The organism is Sphingobium sp. RSMS, from assembly GCF_005406185.4.
GTDB lineage: Bacteria > Pseudomonadota > Alphaproteobacteria > Sphingomonadales > Sphingomonadaceae > Sphingobium > Sphingobium fuliginis.
On sequence record NZ_CM191258.1, the window covers coordinates 462,128 to 484,534 of the forward strand.

Annotated in this window: 18 protein-coding genes; 11 read left to right on the plus strand and 7 right to left on the minus strand. The window is 63.8% G+C overall.

What is annotated here, in order from left to right; translation table 11 throughout:
- The first annotated feature begins 276 nt into the window (after positions 1-276).
- Positions 277-1,503: an amidohydrolase family protein gene (locus EGM87_RS20175; RefSeq protein WP_137708960.1), complete on the plus strand. Its 1,227-nt coding sequence runs from the start codon at positions 277-279 to the stop codon at positions 1,501-1,503.
- 25 nt (positions 1,504-1,528) lie between these two features.
- Here the strand turns inward: EGM87_RS20175 and EGM87_RS20180 are convergent, their stop codons facing one another.
- Positions 1,529-2,302: an IclR family transcriptional regulator gene (locus EGM87_RS20180; protein ID WP_137708959.1), complete on the minus strand. Its 774-nt coding sequence runs from the start codon at positions 2,300-2,302 to the stop codon at positions 1,529-1,531.
- Positions 2,303-2,461: 159 nt separating this feature from the next.
- Between EGM87_RS20180 and EGM87_RS20185 the strand changes: the two genes are divergently transcribed.
- From EGM87_RS20185 to EGM87_RS20200, 4 genes are all read left to right on the plus strand, one after another.
- Positions 2,462-3,304 carry an IclR family transcriptional regulator gene (locus tag EGM87_RS20185; RefSeq protein WP_025550544.1) on the plus strand — a complete coding sequence of 281 codons (843 nt, stop codon included), beginning with the start codon at positions 2,462-2,464 and terminating at the stop codon, positions 3,302-3,304.
- Between the two features lie 19 nt (positions 3,305-3,323).
- Complete coding sequence (locus EGM87_RS20190) at positions 3,324-4,271, plus strand: MDR family NADPH-dependent oxidoreductase (protein WP_137708958.1); 948 nt, start codon at positions 3,324-3,326, stop codon at positions 4,269-4,271.
- An 87-nt stretch (positions 4,272-4,358) separates the two neighbouring features.
- On the plus strand, positions 4,359-5,546 hold the full coding sequence (locus tag EGM87_RS20195) for an acyl-CoA dehydrogenase family protein (RefSeq protein WP_137708957.1): 1,188 nt from the start codon (positions 4,359-4,361) through the stop codon (positions 5,544-5,546).
- Between the two features lie 6 nt (positions 5,547-5,552).
- Positions 5,553-6,686, plus strand: a complete 1,134-nt coding sequence (locus tag EGM87_RS20200) for an acyl-CoA dehydrogenase family protein (RefSeq protein ID WP_137708956.1) — start codon at positions 5,553-5,555, stop codon at positions 6,684-6,686.
- A gap of 308 nt (positions 6,687-6,994) precedes the next feature.
- On the opposite strand, the gene EGM87_RS20205 is transcribed toward EGM87_RS20200, so the two are convergent.
- The 5 genes from EGM87_RS20205 to EGM87_RS20225 form a co-directional block, all read right to left on the minus strand.
- On the minus strand, positions 6,995-7,453 hold the full coding sequence (locus EGM87_RS20205) for a nuclear transport factor 2 family protein (RefSeq protein ID WP_171009953.1): 459 nt from the start codon (positions 7,451-7,453) through the stop codon (positions 6,995-6,997).
- A gap of 10 nt (positions 7,454-7,463) precedes the next feature.
- Entirely contained in the window at positions 7,464-8,450 is a 987-nt protein-coding gene (locus tag EGM87_RS20210) for a phytanoyl-CoA dioxygenase family protein (RefSeq protein ID WP_025551477.1), read from the minus strand.
- Between the two features lie 111 nt (positions 8,451-8,561).
- Positions 8,562-9,524: a 3-hydroxyacyl-CoA dehydrogenase NAD-binding domain-containing protein gene (locus tag EGM87_RS20215; RefSeq protein WP_137708954.1), complete on the minus strand. Its 963-nt coding sequence runs from the start codon at positions 9,522-9,524 to the stop codon at positions 8,562-8,564.
- Positions 9,525-9,529: 5 nt separating this feature from the next.
- Positions 9,530-10,363 carry an enoyl-CoA hydratase/isomerase family protein gene (locus tag EGM87_RS20220; protein WP_025551473.1) on the minus strand — a complete coding sequence of 278 codons (834 nt, stop codon included), beginning with the start codon at positions 10,361-10,363 and terminating at the stop codon, positions 9,530-9,532.
- Positions 10,364-10,403: 40 nt separating this feature from the next.
- Positions 10,404-12,515 carry a 3-hydroxyacyl-CoA dehydrogenase NAD-binding domain-containing protein gene (locus EGM87_RS20225; protein ID WP_137708953.1) on the minus strand — a complete coding sequence of 704 codons (2,112 nt, stop codon included), beginning with the start codon at positions 12,513-12,515 and terminating at the stop codon, positions 10,404-10,406.
- A 201-nt stretch (positions 12,516-12,716) separates the two neighbouring features.
- Here EGM87_RS20225 and EGM87_RS20230 point away from each other — a divergent pair, with 201 nt between their 5' ends.
- From EGM87_RS20230 to EGM87_RS20240, 3 genes are read left to right on the plus strand one after another with little or no spacing between them, the layout of a single operon-like run.
- Entirely contained in the window at positions 12,717-13,886 is a 1,170-nt protein-coding gene (locus EGM87_RS20230) for an acyl-CoA dehydrogenase family protein (protein ID WP_226869687.1), read from the plus strand.
- 36 nt (positions 13,887-13,922) lie between these two features.
- A complete protein-coding gene (locus tag EGM87_RS20235) occupies positions 13,923-15,263 on the plus strand; it encodes an aromatic ring-hydroxylating oxygenase subunit alpha (RefSeq protein WP_137708952.1) in 1,341 nt (446 codons plus the stop codon).
- A complete protein-coding gene (locus tag EGM87_RS20240; RefSeq protein WP_137708951.1) occupies positions 15,264-16,916 on the plus strand; it encodes an FAD-binding protein in 1,653 nt (550 codons plus the stop codon).
- A gap of 47 nt (positions 16,917-16,963) precedes the next feature.
- Here the strand turns inward: EGM87_RS20240 and EGM87_RS20245 are convergent, their stop codons facing one another.
- Complete coding sequence (locus tag EGM87_RS20245; RefSeq protein WP_025551465.1) at positions 16,964-17,932, minus strand: GlxA family transcriptional regulator; 969 nt, start codon at positions 17,930-17,932, stop codon at positions 16,964-16,966.
- A gap of 136 nt (positions 17,933-18,068) precedes the next feature.
- Between EGM87_RS20245 and EGM87_RS20250 the strand changes: the two genes are divergently transcribed.
- The 3 genes from EGM87_RS20250 (at position 18,069) to EGM87_RS20260 (ending at position 22,405) form a co-directional block, all read left to right on the plus strand.
- Positions 18,069-18,887: an SDR family NAD(P)-dependent oxidoreductase gene (locus tag EGM87_RS20250; RefSeq protein WP_102999931.1), complete on the plus strand. Its 819-nt coding sequence runs from the start codon at positions 18,069-18,071 to the stop codon at positions 18,885-18,887.
- Between the two features lie 148 nt (positions 18,888-19,035).
- Entirely contained in the window at positions 19,036-21,357 is a 2,322-nt protein-coding gene (locus EGM87_RS20255; RefSeq protein ID WP_137708950.1) for a TonB-dependent receptor, read from the plus strand.
- A gap of 169 nt (positions 21,358-21,526) precedes the next feature.
- Positions 21,527-22,405 (plus strand): DMT family transporter, encoded by an 879-nt coding sequence (locus EGM87_RS20260; RefSeq protein ID WP_137708949.1) that lies wholly within the window; start codon positions 21,527-21,529, stop codon positions 22,403-22,405.
- Positions 22,406-22,407 lie beyond the last annotated feature (2 nt).

Genomic DNA, 22,407 nt, shown 5'->3' on the forward strand with positions numbered 1-22,407 from the left:
CCTCCATGCGTTTTGATTGTCTGGCCTATGGGTGGCGGCGTGCCCGCGTCAATAACGCCGCCACCGCCATCGGAGGGTAACACACACTGATCGGCCATCTGATGGCATCGGCATCCCATCGCCTATGTGATGGCAGGGCGGGGCCGATATTCGCGCCATGCAGCCATGCCTATATAGATTTCGACACTTACAGGTTTCGACACTGGGCGCCCCGGTTTGATGGCGGCGTGGTCCAGATCATATCGAATAACGTCATGGTTTTGGGGAAGGAACATCATGTCTGCACAAATCGAAGCGGCGGAAACTTCGCCCGTTTATTCCGGTCCGATCTTCGATGCCGATACGCATTTCTGGGAAACGGATGAGGCTTGGACGAAATATCTGCCCCAAGACGCCGCCGAACGTTATGGCGTCACGTTCAAGACAGGACCGGACGGCGACTTCGCCATGTATGTGGGGCCGCGCAAGGTGGAGATCAGCGCCGACCATCTGTTCGAGGATGGCCGCGTTCCCGCGCCCGGCAAGCTGCATGAATGGCTGCGCGCCATGAAGGAAGGCAAGGCCGAGATCGACATGCATGTGCCCAAGACCCCGGCCATGGTCGAGCCGGGGGAACGGGTGAAACTGCTCGATGCCTGGGATGTGCGTTCGTCAATCCTCTTCGTCGGCAACATGATCACGGCCATCAGTTTCCTGGACGACCCGCGCTATGCCTATCCGGTATTGAACGCCTATAATGGCTGGATGTACGACCAGTGGAAGTATAATTACAACGACCGCATCTTCTCATGCCCCATCATGACGCTCGACAATGTCGAGGAAGCCTGCAAGGCGCTGAAGGATGTCGTCGCCAAGGGCGCGAAGCTCATCCTGATGCCGATGGGCCCCTATAACGGCAAGGCGCCCGCGCATCCCGATCACGATCCCTTCTGGGCGATCGCCAATGAAGCCGGCATCCGCGTCGTCTTCCATGTTTCCGAAGCCATCTACATGAAGGATCATATGGCGCTGTGGGGGGAGGGGATGCAGCAGTCGCGCATCCGGCAGTCCGCCTTCGTGTGGATGCACGGCTATTCGGAACGGCCGGTGATCGAGACGCTGTCGAGCTTCATCTTCTGGAACTTCTTCGAACGCTTTCCCAATGTAAGGCTATTGTCGGCCGAAAATGGCGCCGAATGGGTTCCGTCCATGCTGGTGAAGATGGACAAGTGCCGGGGCATCGCAAAGAACGGCCATTGGCCCGCCGGCCAGTTGAAGGACCGGCCGAGCGCCATTTTCGCCCGGCATGTGTCGGTCGTCGCCTATCCGGAGGACGATCTGAAATCCATCATCGATCAGGTCGGCAATGCCGATTGGGTTCTGATGGGATCGGACTATCCCCATGCGGAAGGCGTCGCGGAACCGCGCCTGTTCGCGGAGGAAGCGTGCAGGGGCCTGTCGGCATCGGATGTGCGCAAGGTCATGTATGAAAACGGCATGCGCTTCATGGGCCTGCCGGTCTGAACCTGATCCGACCCGTCGCCGCGCGTCAGCTTCCCGCTGAGGCGTGGCGGCCCGCCTCCACCGTGGCATTCAGAAGCCGTTCGAAATTCTGCTTCATCCGGTCCAGCGGAGCCGCCAGCATGAGCGCCCCCAGCAGATCGCCGTCAGGGCCCATGACCGGCACCGCCAGGGCCGCGGTGTCGCTCAACATCTCCCCGAAGCTGGCGCAATAGCCCTGTTCGCGTATCGCCGCGAGGCCGGCGCGGATGACATCGGGGTCGGTCCGCGTGCTGTCCGTCAACTTCCTGAGATGGGCGCGGGCCAGATATTCCTCCACCTGTTCGGGGCTGGCAAAGGCCATGAGGACGCGCCCGGCAGCGCTGGCGTAGAGCGGCGCACGCAGCCCTGCCTGCATGGCATATCGCACCGGCTGCGGGCTGTTGCTCGCCTCGGTGTAGATGGCCTGCCCGATTTCCCAATCGGCAATGGCGAACCCCACCGACTCGCGGGTTTCGGAGGCGAGCTGCTTGACCAGGGTGCGGATGAGTTCCGGCGCCGACCAATGGCGCACGATCCGGCTGGCGAAATGATAGGCCGCCGGACCCAGTCGGTATCGCCCCTCCTGACAGGACAGATAATGCATGTCGCACAGACCCCGCAGCGTGTCGACGAATGTGCTCTTGGGCACCGTCATGACCACGCTGAGTTCGGCCAGGCTCATGCCGTCCTGCTTGCCTGCCAGCAGGGCCAGCAGATCGAGCACGCGGGTGATCGCCTTCGGTCCGCGGGCGCGGGTTTCCTCTGATTTGGCCTGCTGCATCGTCCCCTGTTCACCTTTCCGGTCTCAACTCGCATTGCATAGCTGTTCGAAAATTCGAACGCAATTCGAAAAACCGTTGGACATTATATTCATGATGCGGTACGAAAATCCGTGCAGCAGATGCAATTTCATGCATCCGCGGGAGGAAGAGGAAAGCCAATGGCCACCAGCGCATCCCGGACCATCAAATCCGCGCATCGAGTGCTGGAGATCCTGGAATATTTCGACCAGGATCGCCGCGTCGCCACCGTCATGGAAATGTCGCGCACGCTGAACTATCCGCAATCCAGCACATCCGAACTGCTCCGCTGCCTGACGCGGCTGGGCTATCTCCACTATAATCGCGTTCGCCGGACCTACAGTCCGACCGCGCGGGTCGCCCTGCTCGGCGCCTGGGTGAAGCCTTCGCTGTTCCGTGGCGGGCCGGTGCTGTCCGCAATCGACGAGATCGCCAAGCTGACGGGCGAAACGGTGCTGCTGTCGACCAGTTCCAACTATGTGCTGCAGCATCTGCATGTCATCCACGGCAATAATGAGGATGCGCTCGATGCTCATGCGGGCGATCAGCTCTCCATCCTGCACAGCACGCAGGGGCGGCTGCTGCTTTCGAGCTACCGCAATGAAGGCATCCGTTCCGCGGTTCACCGCCTGAACGCGGAGGAAACAGACCTGTCCCGGCATGTCCGCCTTGCCGAGCTTCTGTCCGAATTCGCCGTGCTGCGTGAAAAGGGCTGGGCCATCGAACAGGATCGGGACGGGGTCGGCTGCGTCGCTGTATTGCTGCCTTTCGGCCGGAATATGGATCGGCTGACCGTCAGCGTCATCGCCCGTCCGTCCGTGATTGCGGAGCGCGGACAGGAAATGCTGGACCTGCTGATCAGCCGCAAAGCCCGGATTGCCGAACTGCATCAGGAGGAAGACGGGCTGGAGCGGGACAGCAGCAATGTCGTGAAAATGCCCGAGACGATCAAGATCGCCAGCTACCGGCGGCATTTCGCCTGAGCGCAGGGCCGGTATCGGCGTGAACCGCGCGGTGCTGCCCTGCGGAAAGGGGCGTGTCCGCCTTGCGGAGGCGCCGGCGCCGTCCGTGCCCCGGAACGATGAAGTGCTGGTGCGCATGGCCCATGCGCCTGTCAATCCGGCTGACCTTCTGGCGATTGAAGGCCGATATTCCTTTGATCTGCCGCACGACCAACCGCTGGGAGCCGAGGGCGCGGGGCTGGTGGAGGCAGTAGGCGAAGCCGTTGCCGACCTTCGTCCGGGCGATCTGGTGATGGTGCTTGGTCGGGGCAACTGGTGTGCGATGCGCCTTTTGCCCCGTCGCCATCTGATAGCTCTGCCGGCCGGATTCGATCCCGTGCAGGCGGCGATGTTGCGCATCAACCCTCCTACTGCGCATCTGCTCCTGCGCCATGCTGGCGTGCTTCCGGGCGATGCGATCATTCAAAATGGTGCGGGATCGGTCGTGGCGCATTGGGTTCGCACCTTTGCCGCGCGCATGGACGTCAAGGTTGTCGATGTCGTGCGAAGGCCGCATCCCGCGACACCCGATGCGCTGTTGGACGGCGACGGTCTGGCGGAGCGCGCACTGGCGGCGTCGGGCGGGCGGCCTGTCCGCGCCGCACTCGATTGCGTGGCGGGCGCGGCGACCGGCCGGCTTGCAAGCTGCCTGGCGCCGGGCGGCCGGCTGTTGCTGTTCGGCCATCTCTCCGGCGAACCGATCCAGGTTCGTTCGCAATTGCTGACCGGCGGCGGTCTCTCGATCTTGGGCTTCAGCCTTCGCCCTGCGGAGGAAGCCATGGGTGTTGAGGGCGTGCACGCCATGTTCGGGGAACTGGCCGCGCTCCATGCCGCCGATCCGCCGTCCCTGCCGGTGCGCGCCATCGTTCCGCTGTCCCGTGTGGAGGAGGGGATTGCGCTTGCCCGGACGGGCGGGGGCGGGCGCGTGCTGTTCGATCTGACGCAATGATATCGGGCATGTGAAGGCCTTGGTCGCGCCGTTGACTTGGAAGCCCGATGCCTGCTGGGGAAGGGGTTCTTATATGGGAACAGCGCGATGAAACTGGATTTTACGCCCGAGGAAACGGCCTTCCGCGATGAGGTGCGGACCTTCCTCAAGGATGCCCTCCCAGAGGATCTGCGGCGCAAGATGATCAACCGCGATCATCTGACCAAGGAGGATACGGTCCGGTGGCAACGCATCCTCAACGCGCGGGGATGGGCCGTGACGCATTGGCCCGTCGAATATGGCGGGCAGGCCTGGACCCCGGCTCAGCGCTATATCTTTCAGGAGGAGATGGCGTTGGCCCATGCCCCGGAAGGATCGCCGTTCAATGTCAACATGATCGGTCCGGTGCTGTGCAAGTTCGGCACGCCGGCGCAGAAGGACCGGTTCCTGGCGGCCACCGCCAATATCGACATCTGGTGGTGCCAGGGCTTTTCCGAACCCGGCGCCGGTTCCGACCTTGCCAGCCTCAAGACGACGGCGGTTCGAGACGGCGATCATTATGTCCTCAACGGGCAGAAGATCTGGACGACACAGGCCCAGCATGCGGACTGGATGTTCGGCCTGTTCCGCACCGACAGCAGCGGCAAGAAGCAGCAGGGCATCACCTTCCTGCTGCTGGACATGAAGACGCCGGGCATCACCGTCCGCCCGATCGAGACGATCGACGGCGAGCATGACGCCAATGAAGTCTTCTTCGACGATGTGCGCGTGCCGGTGGAGAATGTCATCGGTGAGGAAGGCCGGGGCTGGGACGTCGCCAAGCATCTGCTGGGCAGCGAACGCAGCGGCATCGCCCGCATCGGTCTTTCCAAGGAAAGGCTTTCGCAACTGCGCGCGCTGGAGAGCCGCCTTGCCGCGGACGGCACCCTGACCGACGAAGAACAGCGCCGCCTTGCGCACAAGCTTGCGGAGGTGGAGGTGGAACTCCGCGCTCTGGAACTGACCCAGTTGCGCGTCGTCGCCGCCGATGCCCATGGCGGCGGCGCCAATGCGGCGGCGTCCATCCTGAAGGTCAAGGGCACGGAAATGCAGCAGCGCATGACCGAACTGGTCGCTGAGCTGGCAGGCCCGGCTGGCCTCGCCATGCCCGACCATGACCATGCGCCGAACGATCCGGACGATGGCTGGATCGGCGCTGCCGCTCCTTTCTATTTCACGATGCGCAAGGTGTCGATCTTCGGTGGGTCCAATGAGGTCCAGAAGAACATCATCGCCAAGACCATGCTGGGACTTTGACGCGCCATGGATTTCGACCTGAACGACGAACAGAAGATGCTGCAGGAAACCGTCACGCGGTTCGTGGCGGAAACCTACGACTTCCAGAAGCGCGAACATGCGCTCAGGACGCCCGATGGCTGGAGCCGGGAGGCCTATGCAGGTCTTGCGGAGATGGGCCTGCTCGCGCTGCCGTTCGCGGAAGAAGATGGCGGCTTCGGCGGCGGCGGCGTGGAGATGATGATCGTCATGGAGGCGCTGGGGCGCGGCCTGATGGTCGAACCCTATTTCGCAACCGTGGTGCTGGCGGGCGGCGTGCTGCGCCATGGCGCGTCAGCGCAGCAGCGCGGTGACATCGTTCCGGGCATTGCGGCTGGCGAGCGCATCCTGACGCTGGCGCATGGCGAGAAGGGCCTGCCGCGCCATACGCTGGCGGCGCGCACGACCGCGTCTGCGTCGGGCGATGGATGGACGCTCGATGGCCGCAAGATCGCGGTCCTGCATGGGCAGAGCGCCGATACGTTCATCGTGAGCGCGATGACGGCAGAGGGCCTTTCGCTCTTCCTCGTGGATGCGGCGGCGGCTGGCGTGACGGTCGAGGGGAAGCGCGGCTATGATGGCGTGCCGGTCGCCACGCTCGCCCTGTCGGGCGTCAATGTCCCGAAAGACGCGCTCATCGGCGCGACGGGGCAGGGGGAAGACATATTGTCCCGCGTGTTCGAGGAAGCGAGCGCCGCATTGGTGGCGGAAGCGGTCGGCGCCATGGCGGAGACGTTCGATGTCACCGTCGACTATCTCAAGACCCGGCAGCAATTCGGCGTCGCCATCGGCAGTTTCCAGGCGCTCCAGCATCGCGCCGTCGAAATGCTGATGCAGCTTGAACTGTCGCGCAGCATGGCGATCCTTGCGGCGCTGTCGCTCGACAGCGATGCCGATCAACGAAGCCGCAACATCTCCGCAGCCAAGGCGCAGATCGGCAAGTCAGGCCGCATAATCGGGCAGGAAGCGGTGCAGATGCATGGCGCCATCGGCATCACCGCCGAATATAAGGTCGGCCATGCCTTCAAGCGGCTGACCGCCATCGACGCGCTGTTGGGCGACCGGGACTGGCATCTCGCCCGTCTCGTGGAAAAGCGCGGCGTCTATCCCGCCTCTGCCTGAGGGTCGTTGCTGATGTCGCTGACGGGGATCGGCGCGTTTCCGTCAGCATAGGGCGCATGTTCCAGGCGGTTAGGCCGCGTGGAGAGTTTCGGAATGGCGGGAAATGGCCAATCCAAGACATTCCCCTCCCGTAAACGGGAGGGGTTAGGGGTGGGCGCGAGCGTAGCGAGCTTCTGACTTAGCCGTTGCAAAACAGCGCAGATGCCGCGCCAGCCCACCCCCTAACCCCCTCCCGCCTGCGGGAGGGGGAATGTCCGCCTTCCACCCAAATTACTCAGTTCAGCGAGTCCTGAATTTGCCCACGCCGCCTAGAAAGTCGAACTGGGGTTAGGCCTCTGACGGACTCGCCCCCAAAAGGCCTGCGCGGGGGCATCCAGCATGTCGGCGCCATAGGTGATCAGGCCCTGCTCCACGCGGTAGAGCATGGCCCATTCATAATGGATGTCCTCGCCATTCGCCGCGCTTTTGCGGTAGGCGCGGGCGTGGACGAAGGCGCATTGCCGGTCGACGCAGGTGATGGCGATGATCTCGTCCCGCCTTTCCGCCAGAGCCTCCGCGCAGGACGCCGCGAAGGCGAGAAAGGCGTCGCGCCCGACCAGCGTCTCCTTCGCGCCGCTGGGGCCGAACAGGCTGTGCACGACATCGGGATGGAAATAGTCCGCCGGCGACGGCCGGCTTTCGCCTCCGACAGGAAAGATGTCGCGACGGTGCCGGCCTTCTTCCGTGAAGCCGAACATGCGCGTCAACAGCTTCACGGCATCGTTCATCGCCTTGCCCTTATCCCTCCGCCGCCTTGCGCAGCATGACGGCGCGGTCGCCATCCCGCACCACGACCAGCCGCATGCCGGGCTTCATATAGGTGACGAAGCCATCGAAGCTCTCGCGCACGCCCGGATCGATGGGCCGCAAATAGCTGTCCTTGTCGATATTCAGCGTGATCTCCCCGACGCGATCCGCATCCACGGTGACGGTCGTGGGCGTGAAGGACTTGACGGTGGCCGCGATGGCGCTGGGGTTGGCGGCGGACTGCACCCGCGAGTCGAAGGAGACGCGCAGCCGGTCGCTATTATTGGGAAGGCCGCAATGCGGCGTGCACGGATGCACGACCAGCACGTCTCCCGGCATATAGTCGGTCGTCGCCCAGCTTTCCGCCGGGATCGCGTCGCGCGGGATCGGGAAAGGATTGGGCTTGCCGACATTGTGGAAATAGCCGCGCTTGTTCTGGCCCACCGCCAGCGCCAGCCCGCCCATGTCGCGGGTGCAGGGGGTCAGCGACACCCAGACCGGGCGATAATCCTGAATGCCGGGGCTGTAGAAGCCGTCCTGATGCACGGTGCCCAGCTTGCTCTGGGGCGGATAGGTCCGATATTGCACGATCGGGACGGAGCAGGCCGGTTCACCCAGCACCTTTTCCATCACCGCCTGATTGGCCGGGTCCTCGATCAGACGGGCGGCGATCCCGGCATAGAGATCGCTTTCCTCCATGCCGCCGACCGACGGCTTGCCCGTCCACTTGCCGGTGGGATCGCCCGGCTCGACCAGCCCCATCTGAGCAGCGACCGCGAGCATTTCATCCCGCGCGCGCGCCACCGTATCCCTATCGAACACGCCGCGCAGCAGGATATAGCCCTTCTCCTCGTAGAAGCGGTTGAGCGCTTCCGGGTCGTCCAGCAGATGGTTGCAGCTTTCCAGTTCGCCCGCCGCGACGACATCCTGCACATGCAGGTCTTCGGCTTCCGGGCGATTGATCACATCGACGGTCATCTCTTCCTTCCTCTCCACTCGGACCGGCCAACCTTTGGAGGCGCCGGGACGGGACCATATTATCATGGCCGGGATCGGTAGGGTGGGATGATTTTCGTCTACTTTCGGCTATTATTGCTCATTGTCCGGCGCCAGCAGCTTCAGCATCTGCATCAGCTTCTCGTCCTGCCGGGCGGCGATTTCCGCCACGCTTCGCCCGGCAGCGGCTTCCTCCATCTGCTCGACCAGCATCGCCTGCAAGGCCGGGTCGGCCAGCGGCGGATCGGCCATGCTTTCCCAGCGCCTGACGATGCCCGGCCCGAATTTGGGAAGGAATTCGGCCAGACCGCCCGCGCCGCCCGATGTGTGGAAGGTGGTGAACTGCCCCTGGATCGCCCATTTGAGCGCGAAGCTGTGTTTCATCGCCTTGTCGATGTCACCGATGCTGGCATAACCCTCCGCCACCAGCCGAACCGCCTCCCGGAACATGGCGGCGGTCAGCCGGTTGCCGATATGGCCGAATATCTCGCGCTTCAGCCGGATCGGCTGCTTGCCCATGGCGGCATAAAGCGCGAAGGCGATGTCGACCGCTTCTTCTGCGGTCCGTTCGCCGCCGCCCACTTCGACCAGCGGGATCAGGTGCACGGGATTGAACGGATGGCCCAACACGAAGCGATCGGCGGTCGCAAGGCCGGCCTGCAACTCGGTGACGGGCAGGCTCGACGTGCTGCTCGCGATCAGCACATCCGCGGGCGCCAGCCGGTCAAGATCAGCGAACAGCGCCTGCTTGACCTCGGTGCGTTCGGGGGTGCTTTCCTGCACGAAATCCGCGCCCGCAAGCGCGTCGGCCACCGTGTCGTGGACCGAAAGGCGCGCAGACCAGTCGTCGTCGGCCTGGGCCAACCCAAGTTCGACCATCTGGTCCCATGCGCCCGCAACATGGGCGCGGGTGCGTTCGCCCGCGCCGGGCATCGGATCGTAAAGGCGCACGGCCCGGCCGCTGCCCAGAAAGGCAGCGACCCAGCCATTGCCGATCACGCCGCCGCCGATCGCGGCGACGGTGCTTATGCTGTCCGCGTCGCGATAGGCGGCCATGGCGATCAATATCCCTTGAAGACCGGCTTTTCCTTGTTGGCGAAGGCGGTGGTCGCTTCCTTGTAATCCTGCGTCAGCATCGTCATCGCTTCATAGGCGATGGACAATTCGCCCGTCAGGTTCACCTGATCGCGGATGCACTTGTTGACCGCCGCCTTGGACCAGCGGACCGCCCACATCGGCTGTCCGGCGATCTCGCGCGCGATCTTCAGCGCTTCCTCCAGCACCTGCTCCTTGGGGAAGGCATAGTTGACCAGGCCGATCTCCTCGGCCTTCCTGCCGTTCAGCAGCTTGCCGCGCATCAGATATTCCTTGGCCTTTTGCGGCCCGACCAGCAGCGGCCACATCACCGATCCGCCGTCGCCCGTCACCAGGCCGACGCGCACATGGGTGTCGCCCAGCTTGGCGTCCTCCGCGACGATGCTCATGTCGCAGAAGGCGAAGAGCGACGTGCCAAGGCCGATGGCGTCGCCATTGACCGCCGCGATGATCGGCTGCGGCGTCATCAATATCTGGTCCCAGATGCGCAGCGTGTTGATCGGCACGCGCAGGGCATATTTCAGGCCATATTCGGTCTGGGCGCGTTCGGCCATCAGCTTGATGTCGCCCCCGGCGGAAAAGGCCTTGCCCGCGCCGGTCAGCACGATGACCTTAACGCGCTCGTCGCGCGCCAGCTTCAGCCAGATGTCCTCCAACTGCCAATGATTATGCGGTCCCACCGCATTCAGCTTGTCGGGATCGTTCATCGTGACGGTGGTGACGCCGTCCTCGGCGATTTCGACCTTGAAGAAGTCGAACTCGCTATAGTCGATGTCGCGCTGAAACTCGTTGTCGCTCATAATCGTCTCCGAAAAATCCCTGTAATATTCTCTGTCTCGTTCAGGCCGCGGCGCGGCTTTTCTGCCAGTCGGCGAAGTTCTGGCCCCTGTCCGCCAGCTCTACCAGAAGCGCGGCGGGTTGCAGCGACGGATCGCCCGGCGTTTCGGCGGCCATCTCGCGCAACTTGGCGACGATCGTCGCCAGGCCGGTTTCGTCCGCATAGAATATGGGCCCGCCCAGATGCCGGGGCCAGCCATATCCGTTGATCCACACGAGATCGACGTCCGACGGCCGCAACGCGATCCCTTCTTCCAGAATGCGCGCCCCTTCGTTGATGAGCGGGAACAGCAGCCGCTGCACCATTTCCTCCTCCGCTATGTCGCGGCGGGTGATGCCCAGCTTCTCCGACGTCGCGATGATGAGCGCCTCCGTCTCCGGACTAGGATGTGGCGTGCGGTCGCCCGGTTCGTAGCGATAATAGCCTGCGCCCGTCTTTTGTCCCAGCCGCCCGCTCTCGACGATGGCGTCGGCAATAGGGAAGGGGGTGCCGCGGCGCTTGCGGATCGAATAACCGATGTCCAGGCCGGACATGTCGTTCGTGGTCAGCGGCCCCATCGGGAAGCCCAGATTGGTGAGGGCGGCGTCGACCTGTTGCGGGAAGGCCCCCTGCTGCAACAGCCGTTCGGCCTGTGCGGAGCGCTTGGCGACCATGCGGTTGCCGATGAAGCCGTCGCAATTGCCCGACCAGACCGGCACCTTGCCGATCGTCTTGCCCACCGCCATCGCGGTCAAGATCGCCTCGGGGCTGCTGTGCCGGGCCACCACGACCTCCAGCAGCTTCATGACATTGGCGGGCGAGAAGAAATGCATGCCGACGAAATCCTGCGGACGCTCCAGCACCGACGCGATCTCATCCACGTCGAGCGCCGAGGTGTTGGAGGCAAGGATGGTGCCGGGCTTCACCCGCTTTTCCAGATCGGTGAAAATCTCCTTCTTGACGTCCATATCCTCGAACACCGCCTCGATCACGATGTCCGCGTCGGCCGCCGCCGCGCGGTCGGTGGCGCCCGCGATCAGCGCAAGGCGCTCGTCCATCTGCGCCTGACCGATGGACCCGCGCTTGACCGAGGTGGCGTAATTGCCCTTCACCCGCTCCAGACCACGATCCAGCGCTTCCTGCGTCGTGTCGACCACGGTGACGGGCACCCCGACCCCGGCAAAGCACATGGCGATGCCGCCGCCCATGGTGCCCGCGCCGATGATCGCGGCTTTCTGCACGGGCCGCGCCTTTGCGGTTTCCGGCAGGCCGGGGATGCGGGCGGCTTCCCGTTCGGCAAAGAAAAGGTGACGCAGAGCGCGCGACTGGCTGCCCGCCATCAGTTCCCGATTGGCGGCGGCGTCGATCGCCAGCGCTTCGTCCAGGCTCATGGTGAAGGAGCGGCGGATCGAATCGATATTGGCCTGCGGCGCGGCCTGGCCCTTGCTGCGCGCCGTCAGCTTCTTCGCCAGCGTGTCGAAGGCCGACGGATCGGCGCGGGTCGCCGCCAGCTTCTCATCGCGGTCGCGCACCGGCACGGCGGGGATGTTTTCGTCGATCACCCGGCGGGCGAAGGCGGCGCCGATGACGGCGGGATCGCCTTCCTCCACGGCATCGACAATGCCCAGTTCCAATGCCTGCCTGGCGCCGACCGGCTTGCCGGACAGCACATGCTCCAGCGCCTTTTCCGGGCCGATCAGGCGCGGCAGCCGCTGCGTACCGCCGCCGCCTGCGAACAGGCCCAGGTTGATTTCGGGCAGGCCCATCCGGGCGGAAGGGATCGCGACGCGGAAGGCGCAGCCCAGCGCCGTCTCCAGCCCGCCGCCCAGCGCGGTGCCGTGGATCGCGGCGACCACCGGCCTGGCCGAGCTTTCCAGCGCGGCGATGACGTCCTGCAGGGTGGGCGACTGGCGCGGCTTGCCGAATTCGGTGATGTCGGCGCCCGCGAAGAAGGTCCGTCCCGCGCAATAAAGCACGATAGCCTTCACGCCCGGGTCGGCGTTCAGTTCTTCCAGCGCGCCGACCAGTCCCTGCCGGACGCCGATGCCCAGCGCGTTCACAGGCGGATTGTCGCTGACGATGAAACCTATATCGCCTTCGATGCGGGTGGAGATCTTGTCGTTGATCTGGGTCATGGCTGGATCGAGGGGCCCTGTCTTGAAAATGCGTCTGAAACCTGTCCCCACAAGCTATTTGCCGGTCATAACTGTCAAGCTGGGGCGGCGGGCGGCGGCGATGCATCGTGAATGTGAAGGATCGTAGCGGTAATCTTCGCATCGCGATCATCCCCGATTAGGTCGAGGATAGCAGTTTATCCGCGGCATATGAGCCGCCCTATGGGAAGCGATCGAATGCAGTTCGACCTGAATGAAGAGCAGACCATGTTCCGCGACGCGGTAGCCGCCTTCGCGCAGCGCCATCTGGCCGCCGGAGCGCTGGAGCGCGCGCATAGCGACGATTATCCGTGGGACGTGGCCAGGATGATGGCCGAACAGGGCCTGATCGGCATCACCGTGCCGGAGGACAAGGGTGGTCTGGGCGGAAGCCTGATGGACGCGGTCATCGCGATCGAGACGATCGCGTCGGTGTGCCCCCGGTCTGCGGATGTCGTGCAGGCGGGCAATTTCGGGGCGATCCGCACTTTCGCCCAGTTCGCCACCGACGCGCAGAAGGAACAATATCTGGCCCCCCTGCTACGCGGCGAGGGGCTGATTTCGGTCGCCATGACGGAGCCGAATGCCGGTTCCGCCGTGACAGAGCTGACCACCACGGCAGTGGAGGATGGCGATGGCTACCGCATCACCGGGCAGAAGATCTTCACGACCCACGGCACCCATGCCACCGTGTTCCTGGTCTATGTCCGCTATGGGCCGGGCACCGGCAATATCGGATCGGTGCTGATCGAGCGCGGCCAGGAAGGCTTCAGCTTCGGCAAGCCGATCCGTTTCCTGTCGGGCGAGGAATGGAACCCGCTGTTCTTCGACAATGTCTATGTGCCCAAGGACAAGGTGTTGCTGGGGCCGGGCGGCTTCAAGAAGCAGATGTCGGGCTTCAACGTCGAACGCATCGGCAACACGGCGCGCAGCCTTGCGCTCGGCCGCTACGCCTTCAACGCGGCGGTCGAGCATGCCAAGACGCGCAGGCAGTTCGGCAAGGCGCTGTGCGAATTTCAGGGGTTGCAGTGGAAATTTGCGGAAATGAAGCTGAAACTCGATGCGGCCCAGTTGCTGCTGTATCGTGCGGCGACCAATGCCGACGCGGGCCTGCCTTCGCCGGAAGAGACCGCCATTGCCAAGGTCGCGTGCAACCGCGCCGGTTTCGAATGCGCCAATGAGGCGATCCAGATCATGGGCGGCGCGGGCTACAGCCAGGACAGCCTGGTCGAATATTGCCTGCGCCGCACGCGGGGGTGGATGATTGCAGGCGGCGCGATAGAAGTGCTGCTCAACCGTATTGCGGAAGGCGTATTCGACATGCGTTTCCCTCAGGGCCCCGCAAAAGGCTGAAAGGCTGAAGCGTCCCGCCAAGGAGAGGATCGGACAATGAACGAAATGATCAGCGTTTCCAGGCAGAAAGTCGCGGTGACGGCCGATCGCATCCCGGTCGACGCCTATATTTCGCGCGACTATGTGCGGCTGGAAAAGGAACGGCTCTGGCCCAAGATATGGCAGGTCGCCTGCCGCGCCGAAGAGATTCCCAATCCCGGCGATTTCTACACCTACGACATCGCGGATGAATCGATCGCGGTCGTCCGCCAGAAGGACGGGACGATCGCCGCCTATTTCAACGTCTGTCCTCACCGGGGCCGCCGCCTGACGGAAGGCTGCGGCCGGATGGGCAAGTTCCACTGCAAATATCATGGCTGGCAGTGGAGCCTGGACGGCAAGCCGACCGAGATTGTCGACCGCCACGATTGGGGCGATGCCCTGCCGGACGAGGACGTCGCCCTGCAACGGGTGAAGGTCGGGCAATGGGGCGGCTGGGTCTTCATCAACATGGACCCGGACAGCGAAAGCCTGGAGGATTTCCTGGGCGAGGCCAAGACGATCCTCGACCCGTTCGAGATCGAGCATATGCGCTATGCCTGGCGCAAGCGCATCGTCATGCCCTGCAACTGGAAGACCGCGCAGGAGGCCTTCATGGAGGGCTATCATGTGCAGACGACGCACCGCCAGCTGCTCGCCTACCAGGACGATTACACCTATTCCAAGGCCTATGGGAAACATGCGATGTTCGGCTATGCGCCGACCGCGCTGTTCGGCCTGCCCAGCCCGCGCGTCAGCGACCAGAGCGGGGACATCCGCAAGGGTTTCTACGAGTTCAACAAGGAAATCTGGGACACGCTCCAGGCGACCACCACGCAGGAGATGCTGGCGGCGGGCAAGCGCCTGATGGAATTGCCCGAGGGCGTCGATCCCTTCGCGCTCTACGGCGCCTTCGCCCAGTTCCATGCGGAGGAATCGGCCAGGAGCGGCCGTCCCTTCCCGGCGATCAGCGGGGAGCAGTTGATGAAGGCGGGGACCGACTGGAACATCTTCCCCAACCTCGTCTTCCTGCAACAGGCGACCAATGTGCTCTTCTATCGCGCCCGCCCCTATGGCGACGACCCGGACAAGTGCATCTTCGAGGTCAATGTGCTGGAGCGTTACGCGCCGGGCGCCGAGCCCAAGGTCGAGGTGGAAGACGGCGGCGACGGCAGCGACGGCCAATGGCGCGCCCTCAATTGGGGCCTCATCCTTGAGCAGGACTTCCAGAATATGGAGGAAGTGCAGAAGGGCATGAAGTCGCAGGCCTTCAGGACCGCCCGGACCAATCCCGTTCAGGAGGTGGAGATCAGCAATTTCCACCGCGTCTATCATGACTATATGGGGAAGGCGGACTGAATGGACGAGACGAAGTTCGACGAGGTGGCCGACTTCGTCATCATCGGTTCGGGCGGCGGGTCGATGGCGGCGGGGCTGTACCTGAAGTCCATCGGCAAAACGCCGCTGATCCTGGAGAAGACCGACAGGCTGGGTGGTTCCACCGCCATGTCCGGGGGCGTGCTGTGGGTGCCCAACAATCACATCATCAGGGCCAAGGGCATCAAGGACAGCCATGAGATGGCCCGCACCTATATGGATGCGACCGTCGGCAACGATGGCGGGCCGGGCGCCACGCCGGAGCGCAAGGAGGCCTATCTGCGCAACGGGCCGGTCATGCTGAAATGGCTGGAAGAGCAGGGCATGAAGTGGCTGCACACCGAAGGCTGGTCGGACTATTATGACGACCGGCCCGGCGGCGTGACGCGCAGCCGCTCCATCGGCGCGCCGATGCTGGATGCGCGGGAGATGGGGCCGCTGTTCGACAAGCTGCGGCTCGGGCCGATGGTGATGCCACTGCCGACGGACAAGGCGGGCATTATCGGCCTCGCCACGCGGACCCCCCGCGGCATGTGGGAGGGGCTGAAGCTGCTATGGCGCATGCGTGTCGTCGCCAGGCGCGGAAAACCGATACTCAGCTTCGGTGGCGCATTGCAGGGGCGTCTGCTGATGCTGGCGGACAAGGCCGGCGTCGACATGCGCACGGAGCATGGCGTCACCGAGCTGATCGAGGAAGACGGCAGGATCGTCGGCGTCATCGCGGAGCATGGCGGCAGGACATTGCGCATCGGCGCCCGCGATGGCGTGCTGATCAATGCGGGCGGTTTTTCCCGCAATGCGGAGATGCGCAAGCAATATGGTCCTCAACCCAGTTCGGTGGAATGGACCAACGCCAATCCCGGCGACACCGGAGAGCTGATCCAGATTGCCGAAAGACATGGCGCCGCACTGGACCTGATGGACCAGGCATGGTGGGTTCCCGGCACGGTCGTGCCCGAAGGCGGACCGGCGAACATGCATAATACGGACATTTCCAAGCCGCATTGCATCATCGTCAACCGCCATGGCCGCCGCATCCTGAACGAAAGCGGCTCCTATATGGAGAATGGCCAGCGGCTGTACCGCAATGACGTGCCTGCCTATGTCATCCTGGATAGCCGCCACCGCAAGCGCTACGCCTGGGGCTATTATCCGCCGGGCAAGACGCCGCAGTCCTGGCTGGACAGCGGCATGATGAAGAAGGCGGATTCGATCGAGGAACTGGCGCGCATCACCGGCATCGATCCCGCCGGGCTGAAGGCGGAGATCGAGAAGTTCAACGGTTATTGCGAGACCGGCAAGGATCTGGACTTCAACCGGGGCGGGCGCGGCTATGACAATTGCTTTGGCGATCCGACGGTCAAGCCGAACCCCAATCTGGGCAAGATCGACAAGCCGCCCTTCTACGTCATGGAGATCGTGCCGGGCGACGTCGGCACGTCGGGCGGTATCGTGACCGACGAGAATGCCCGTGTCCTGCGGGCTGACGGATCGGTGATCGAGGGTCTCTACGCCACCGGCAATTCCACCGCTTCGGTGATGGGCCGCTGCTACCCGGCGGCGGGCGCCAGCATCGGCGCGTCTTTCATTTTCGGATGGATCGCCGCCCACCATGCCGTAGGCGGCAATGGCTGATCGGGGCCAGGCCCCTCCCGAACAGGGCGGGGCCTGTCAGTCAGGCTTCATTTTCGCCGCGGTTTCGCCCGCCATTCGCTAGCGGTCATGCCGGCATGCTGGCGGAACATCGCCCGAAACAGTCGGCTGTCCGAATAGCCGACCAGTTGCGCGATGCGGTCCACCGATCGCGTGGATTTTTCGAGCATGCGCACCGCCGCCTGAAAGCGAAGCTGCCCGACATAGGCCTTGGGCGACAGGCCCAGCGCCTTGTGAAAGCGGCGGTTGAGCGTCGCCGGGCTGGTCGACAGATGCCCCGCCAGTTCGGCCATGTTGATCGGCCCGGTGAAACGCTGCTCGATCCACAATTGCGCGCGGGCGACCAAAGGGTCGGGCGCCAGCAGTTCCTTCTCCTCATAGTCCTGCCCCACGATCGAGGAGAGCCATCGGGCAATGTCGGGGGAGATCATCCGCTCCAGCACCCGGATGATCAGTTGCAGGTCGTTGCCCATGCCGTTGCCGATCAGCAGATGGCCGTGATCCACCAGCCCAAACCGCTCCTCGAACGGCTGGCGGGGGAAAAGCATGCGGGTCAGCGGCTGCATCGCCCGCGCCACCGGAACCGCAAGATCGGCGGTGAAACCGCCCGCCATCAACAGGGTGGAAGCCGCTCCGCTGGCCCCGATCACCGCGCCCATCGCCGATTGGCGGCGGAGCCAGTCGAGCAGCGGACCTGCCTCCGCCAGGCGGCGTTCCAATGGCTCGCGCCCCCCGGCGCGGAAGGCGGGCAGCCAGATGAAAGCCATCGGTTCATCCCGGTTCGCGGGGCCGTCGACCGGAAAGGATCGGCCATCGCCCAGCACGACCGGCCCGCCGTCGGCGGAGAGGATATGCAGCTTCGTTTCCATGCGCATCTGGTCTTCGCCGGCGAAAACATGCTCCACCCGGTCGCGGGCGATCAGGAAGCTGTCCACGAGCGCGCCGATGCTGCTGAAATAGGCGCCGGGCAGCGCGACAAGGGCGAAATCAAAGGCCATGACTGAGAGAAAATAGCCGGTATATGCGCAAATACTCCCTGTCAATCTGCCCCGCCCTGCGCGAACAGCAGGTCTTGCACGCTGGACGGATCACGCGCTTGGGTCCATCTGCGCGACCGACGAGGAGAGAGCCCGCATGCCCGAACCGATCCGCCATTATGACCGTCTTGCCGGAAAGGTGGCGATCGTCACCGGCGCTGGAGCGGAAGGGGATGATGTCGGTATCGGTCGTTCCATCGCCCTGCTCATGGCAGCGGAAGGCGCACGACTTGTTTGCGCCGATCTGGACCCGGCGCGGGCGCAGACAACGGTGGAACGGATCAAAGCCGATGGTGGGTGCGCCGTTGCGGCTGGAGGCGATGTCGGTGACCCGGACGTCTGCGGAAAGCTGGTCGATGCGGCCGTTGCGGCATTCGGCAGGCTCGACATATTGGTCAACAATGTCGGCATTTCGGGACCGGCCACGCTCGAAACCATGACGCTGGACCAGTGGAACCGGACGCTGACCACCAATCTGACCAGCGTGATGCTGATGAGCCAGGCGGCCATTCCCCCTATGGTGCGCGGCGGCGGGGGATCGATCGTCAACATCTCCTCGCTGGCGGGCATAAGGGCGATGGGGGCGATCGCCTATGGCCCGTCCAAGGCGGCGATGGCGCAGCTTTCCCGCGAGATCGGCGTGCTGCATGGCCGCGACGGCATCCGGGTGAACACCGTGGCGCCCGGCCATGTCATGACGCCCCATGCAGCGCGTTACATGTCAGAGGATATGCGCGAGATGCGGCGGAAGGTCAGCCCCCTCGGCATTGAGGGCGACGCCTGGGACGTGGCGCAGGCGGTGCTGTTCCTCGCCAGCGACGAGGCCCGCTTCGTCAACGGCGTCGAACTGGCGGTCGATGGCGGCGTCGTGGGGATCGGACCGCTCGCAGGCCATGGCTTCATCGCGGAAAGCTGACGGGGTCGCGGGCAAATATCATGACTGCGATCAATCTCGTCCCGACGCTCGGGACGATTGAGTAAAAATATCCTTTCGACATGATCGTTCCCCAGAGCCGCAACAGCGGCCAGACCGGCGCCAGTGCCGGACGATCAGGAGAGGAAGGATGACCATGTTCCGGTCCGCATTGCTTGCCGCCACATCGCTCTTCGCCACCGCAGCCGCCGCGCAGGACGCCGCACCGCAGGACTCGGGCATGGCCCAGGCGTCCGACATCATCGTGACCGCCCGCCGGCGCGAGGAAGCGTTGCAGGACGTGCCGATTTCGATCACCGCCGTCAGCGGCGACTCTCTTGCGCGAAGCGGCGTCAGCGACGCGCTGGGGCTGCAAAGCCGCGTGCCCTCGCTCAGCCTCACCAACCAGGGCACCAGCCGGAACGAGCTGGGCTTCGCCATTCGCGGTCAGCGCACCCAGGAATCGCAACTGCTCACCGATCCGCCGGTCGGCACCTATTTCGCTGAAGTGGTCCAGGCCCGCAGCGTCGGCTTCGCCTACGCGCTCTACGACCTGCAATCGACCCAGGTGCTGAAGGGCGTGCAGGGCACGTTGTTCGGCCGCAACATGACCGGCGGCGCGGTGCTGATCGAACCCAACAAGCCGGTGGACAATTTTCATGCCGAATTGCGCGGCCAGATCGGCAATTACGACATGCGCGATATTTACGGCATGGTGAACCTGCCCCTTACGGAAGGTCTGGGCGTGCGTTTCGCGGGCAAGATCAGGAAGCGAGACGGCTTCACCAGGGATGTTCTGACCGGTCGCGACTATGACGATCAGGATTACCAGACTTTCAGAACCTCGATCCGCTTCGCGCCGACGCCTGAATTCGAATCCAATACGATCGTCGATTATATCAAGACGAACGAACATGGCACGGCGCTGGTCGGCACCGCCGCCAATCCCGCGGCGCCCGCCATCGCCGGATATGCGACGTTGCGCGGCTTCGGCATTCCGGTATCGGACGTCGTCGGCCAGTTCGCGGCACAACAGGCGCGGCCGCATTATCGCTTCGCATCGGGATCGGGAACGGGCGGCACGCTCGACGCCTATCAGACCCAGCCTTTTGAACGGCTGAAGAACCGGGGCGTCACGAACCGCACCACCTACAGCCTCGACACCATCACCTTCAAGAATATCGTCGGCTATCGCAAGCTGGACTTCGACCAGGTCATGGACCTGGATGGCGTGCCCGCCTATCTCATCAATTCCAATCGCTATCGCAGCATCGAACAGTTCAGCGAGGAATTCCAGATCCAGGGCAAGGCGATCGAGAACCGGCTGGATTATGTATTGGGCGCCTATTATTTCGTCGAGAAGGGGAAGGATGGTTCCACGTCCAGCCAGTTCCCGGAACTGGCGATAGCCGGCTCGGGATTGCCGCTCAACACTCCGGCCGCGACTTTCCTCAATGCCTATGCGGGCAGCGGCAAGGCGAAGACTTTCGCGCTGTTCGCGGCGGGCACCTATGCCTTTACCGACCAGTTCAAGGTTTCGGCGGGCATCCGCTACACGACCGACAAGCGCAATGCGCGGATTTTCGCCTATTATCCCAATCTGGGCACATGCCTGTTCCGCGTGGACACCGGCACGACCTCCTTCGTTCCCGCGACGCTGGCCGACTGCCCGCAGACCAACAGCAAGAAATGGGACGCCTTCACCTGGGACGTCACGCTGCAATATGAACCGAACGCGAATCTGACGACCTATATCTCGACCCGGCGCGGTTTCCGTTCGGGCGGTTTCTCGCTGCGGGCGGCGTCGACCGAAGAATTGCAGCCCTTCGATCCGGAAACCGTGCAGGAATATGAGGTGGGGCTCAAGACGCGCCATCCGCTGGGCGGCGCCACGCTGACCAGCAGTCTCGCCATCTTCTATCAGGACTATAAGAACGTCCAGAAGCAGACATCGTCCATCGACAGCGCGGGCAATGTCAACACGATCATCGACAACACCGCCCGGCAGAAAAATTATGGCGGCGAGCTGGAACTGGGCCTCATCGCGGGTCCGCTCAACATCAGCGCCTTCTATTCCTATGTCGGCGTGGAGATCAGCCAAGGCCGCCAGCCGGGCGAATTCGCGCTGGTCGGGTCGCCCCATCATCAGATGGGCGCGAATGTCAGCTATGAGATCCCCCTGTCGGGCGATGCGGGCGCGATCAACCTCAACGCCAATGTCAGCTATCGCACCAAACAGCATCTCGACAAGAATGACGTGCTGGCGACCGAACCGGGATATGAACTGGTCAACCTGCGCGCGGGTTGGGACAATATCTTCGGTACCGGACTGGGCGCGGCGGCCTTCGTCAACAACCTGACCAAAAGCTATTATCGTGTGGGCGTGATCGGCATTTACAATGAGGCCGGCTACATCTCCTCCGTCTATGGCGAACCGCGCACCTATGGGATGGAATTGTCCTACAAATTCTGATCGAAGTGTCATCGGCGCCGGACCTTCGAGTCCGGCGCCGATGATTGAGGGCGGGCATGGCCAAGCCGCTTCGACATCCAATCCCGGTACATCAGCACATCGCCAATCACCGGACCGATACTTGCCGAATAATCTATCCTCCCGTCCCGAGTGCGTCTAACGGGGCGGGATGAACGGTGGCGGACAAGGGTATCACGACAATGCGCGCGGGGCGCTGTGGATGCTGGCCTCCGGCTTTGCCTACAGCATCGCCATGGCGCTGGTGAAGCTGCTGGGCGACGACTATTCGTCGGCAACGCAGAATTTCGTACGGCAGGGCGTCGGCCTGATCGCATTGGCGCCCTTCATCCTGCGGCGGCCCCGCCGCGCTTTCATGCTGCGCCGGCCGATGCTGATGATCCTGCGCTGTGCGGCCACCAGCCTGTCGATCATCCTTGCCTTCAACAGCTTTCACCTGTTGGGACTGGCGGAAGCGAACGCCCTGTCCTTCACCCGCACCCTGTTCCTCGTGCCGCTTGCCGCCCTGTTGCTGGGCGAAAAGCTGGATCGACAAAGGCTCTTCGCTACGCTGGCGGGCTTTGCCGGGGTGCTGATCATCATCGCGCCCGGCTCCGCCCATTCGCTGATCGGCTGGCCGGCGGCCCAGGGGCTGCTGGCCGCGCTGCTCGTCTCCTGGTCGGTGATCAGCGTGAAGCAGATGACGCGCGATCATAGCGACCTGTCGCTTCTCACCTGGTCGACATTGCTGGGCCTCATCTTCACCGCACCGCTGGCCTGGAGCAGCTGGCGCATGCCCACGGCCGGGGATGCGCTGCTGCTGGCCGCCATGGGCGTGCTCGGCGTCGTGTCCCAGGCCTGCTACATTCGCGGCATGACCTTGGGAGAAGCGAGCCTGATGGGGCCGCTCGACTATGTCCGCATCCTTTTCACCACGGCGCTGGGATATATGCTGTTCAGCGAATGGCCGCAGCCCGGCACCTATGTGGGATCGGCGCTGATCATCGGCACCGCCATCTACATCACCCTGCACGGGCGGCGGCGCGCTTGATC

Bases quoted from the DNA above. Each gene is read 5' to 3' on its own strand.
- EGM87_RS20175 (WP_137708960.1), top strand. From the start codon at position 277: ATGTCTGCACAAATCGAAGCGGCGGAAACTTCGCCCGTTTATTCCGGT.
- EGM87_RS20180 (WP_137708959.1), bottom strand. From the start codon at position 2,302: ATGCAGCAGGCCAAATCAGAGGAAACCCGCGCCCGCGGACCGAAGGCG.
- EGM87_RS20185 (WP_025550544.1), top strand. From the start codon at position 2,462: ATGGCCACCAGCGCATCCCGGACCATCAAATCCGCGCATCGAGTGCTG.
- EGM87_RS20195 (WP_137708957.1), top strand. From the start codon at position 4,359: ATGAAACTGGATTTTACGCCCGAGGAAACGGCCTTCCGCGATGAGGTG.
- EGM87_RS20200 (WP_137708956.1), top strand. From the start codon at position 5,553: ATGGATTTCGACCTGAACGACGAACAGAAGATGCTGCAGGAAACCGTC.
- EGM87_RS20205 (WP_171009953.1), bottom strand. From the start codon at position 7,453: ATGAACGATGCCGTGAAGCTGTTGACGCGCATGTTCGGCTTCACGGAA.
- EGM87_RS20210 (WP_025551477.1), bottom strand. From the start codon at position 8,450: ATGACCGTCGATGTGATCAATCGCCCGGAAGCCGAAGACCTGCATGTG.
- EGM87_RS20215 (WP_137708954.1), bottom strand. From the start codon at position 9,524: ATGGCCGCCTATCGCGACGCGGACAGCATAAGCACCGTCGCCGCGATC.
- EGM87_RS20220 (WP_025551473.1), bottom strand. From the start codon at position 10,363: ATGAGCGACAACGAGTTTCAGCGCGACATCGACTATAGCGAGTTCGAC.
- EGM87_RS20225 (WP_137708953.1), bottom strand. From the start codon at position 12,515: ATGACCCAGATCAACGACAAGATCTCCACCCGCATCGAAGGCGATATA.
- EGM87_RS20230 (WP_226869687.1), top strand. From the start codon at position 12,717: ATGGGAAGCGATCGAATGCAGTTCGACCTGAATGAAGAGCAGACCATG.
- EGM87_RS20235 (WP_137708952.1), top strand. From the start codon at position 13,923: ATGAACGAAATGATCAGCGTTTCCAGGCAGAAAGTCGCGGTGACGGCC.
- EGM87_RS20240 (WP_137708951.1), top strand. From the start codon at position 15,264: ATGGACGAGACGAAGTTCGACGAGGTGGCCGACTTCGTCATCATCGGT.
- EGM87_RS20245 (WP_025551465.1), bottom strand. From the start codon at position 17,932: ATGGCCTTTGATTTCGCCCTTGTCGCGCTGCCCGGCGCCTATTTCAGC.
- EGM87_RS20250 (WP_102999931.1), top strand. From the start codon at position 18,069: ATGCCCGAACCGATCCGCCATTATGACCGTCTTGCCGGAAAGGTGGCG.
- EGM87_RS20255 (WP_137708950.1), top strand. From the start codon at position 19,036: ATGACCATGTTCCGGTCCGCATTGCTTGCCGCCACATCGCTCTTCGCC.
- EGM87_RS20260 (WP_137708949.1), top strand. From the start codon at position 21,527: ATGAACGGTGGCGGACAAGGGTATCACGACAATGCGCGCGGGGCGCTG.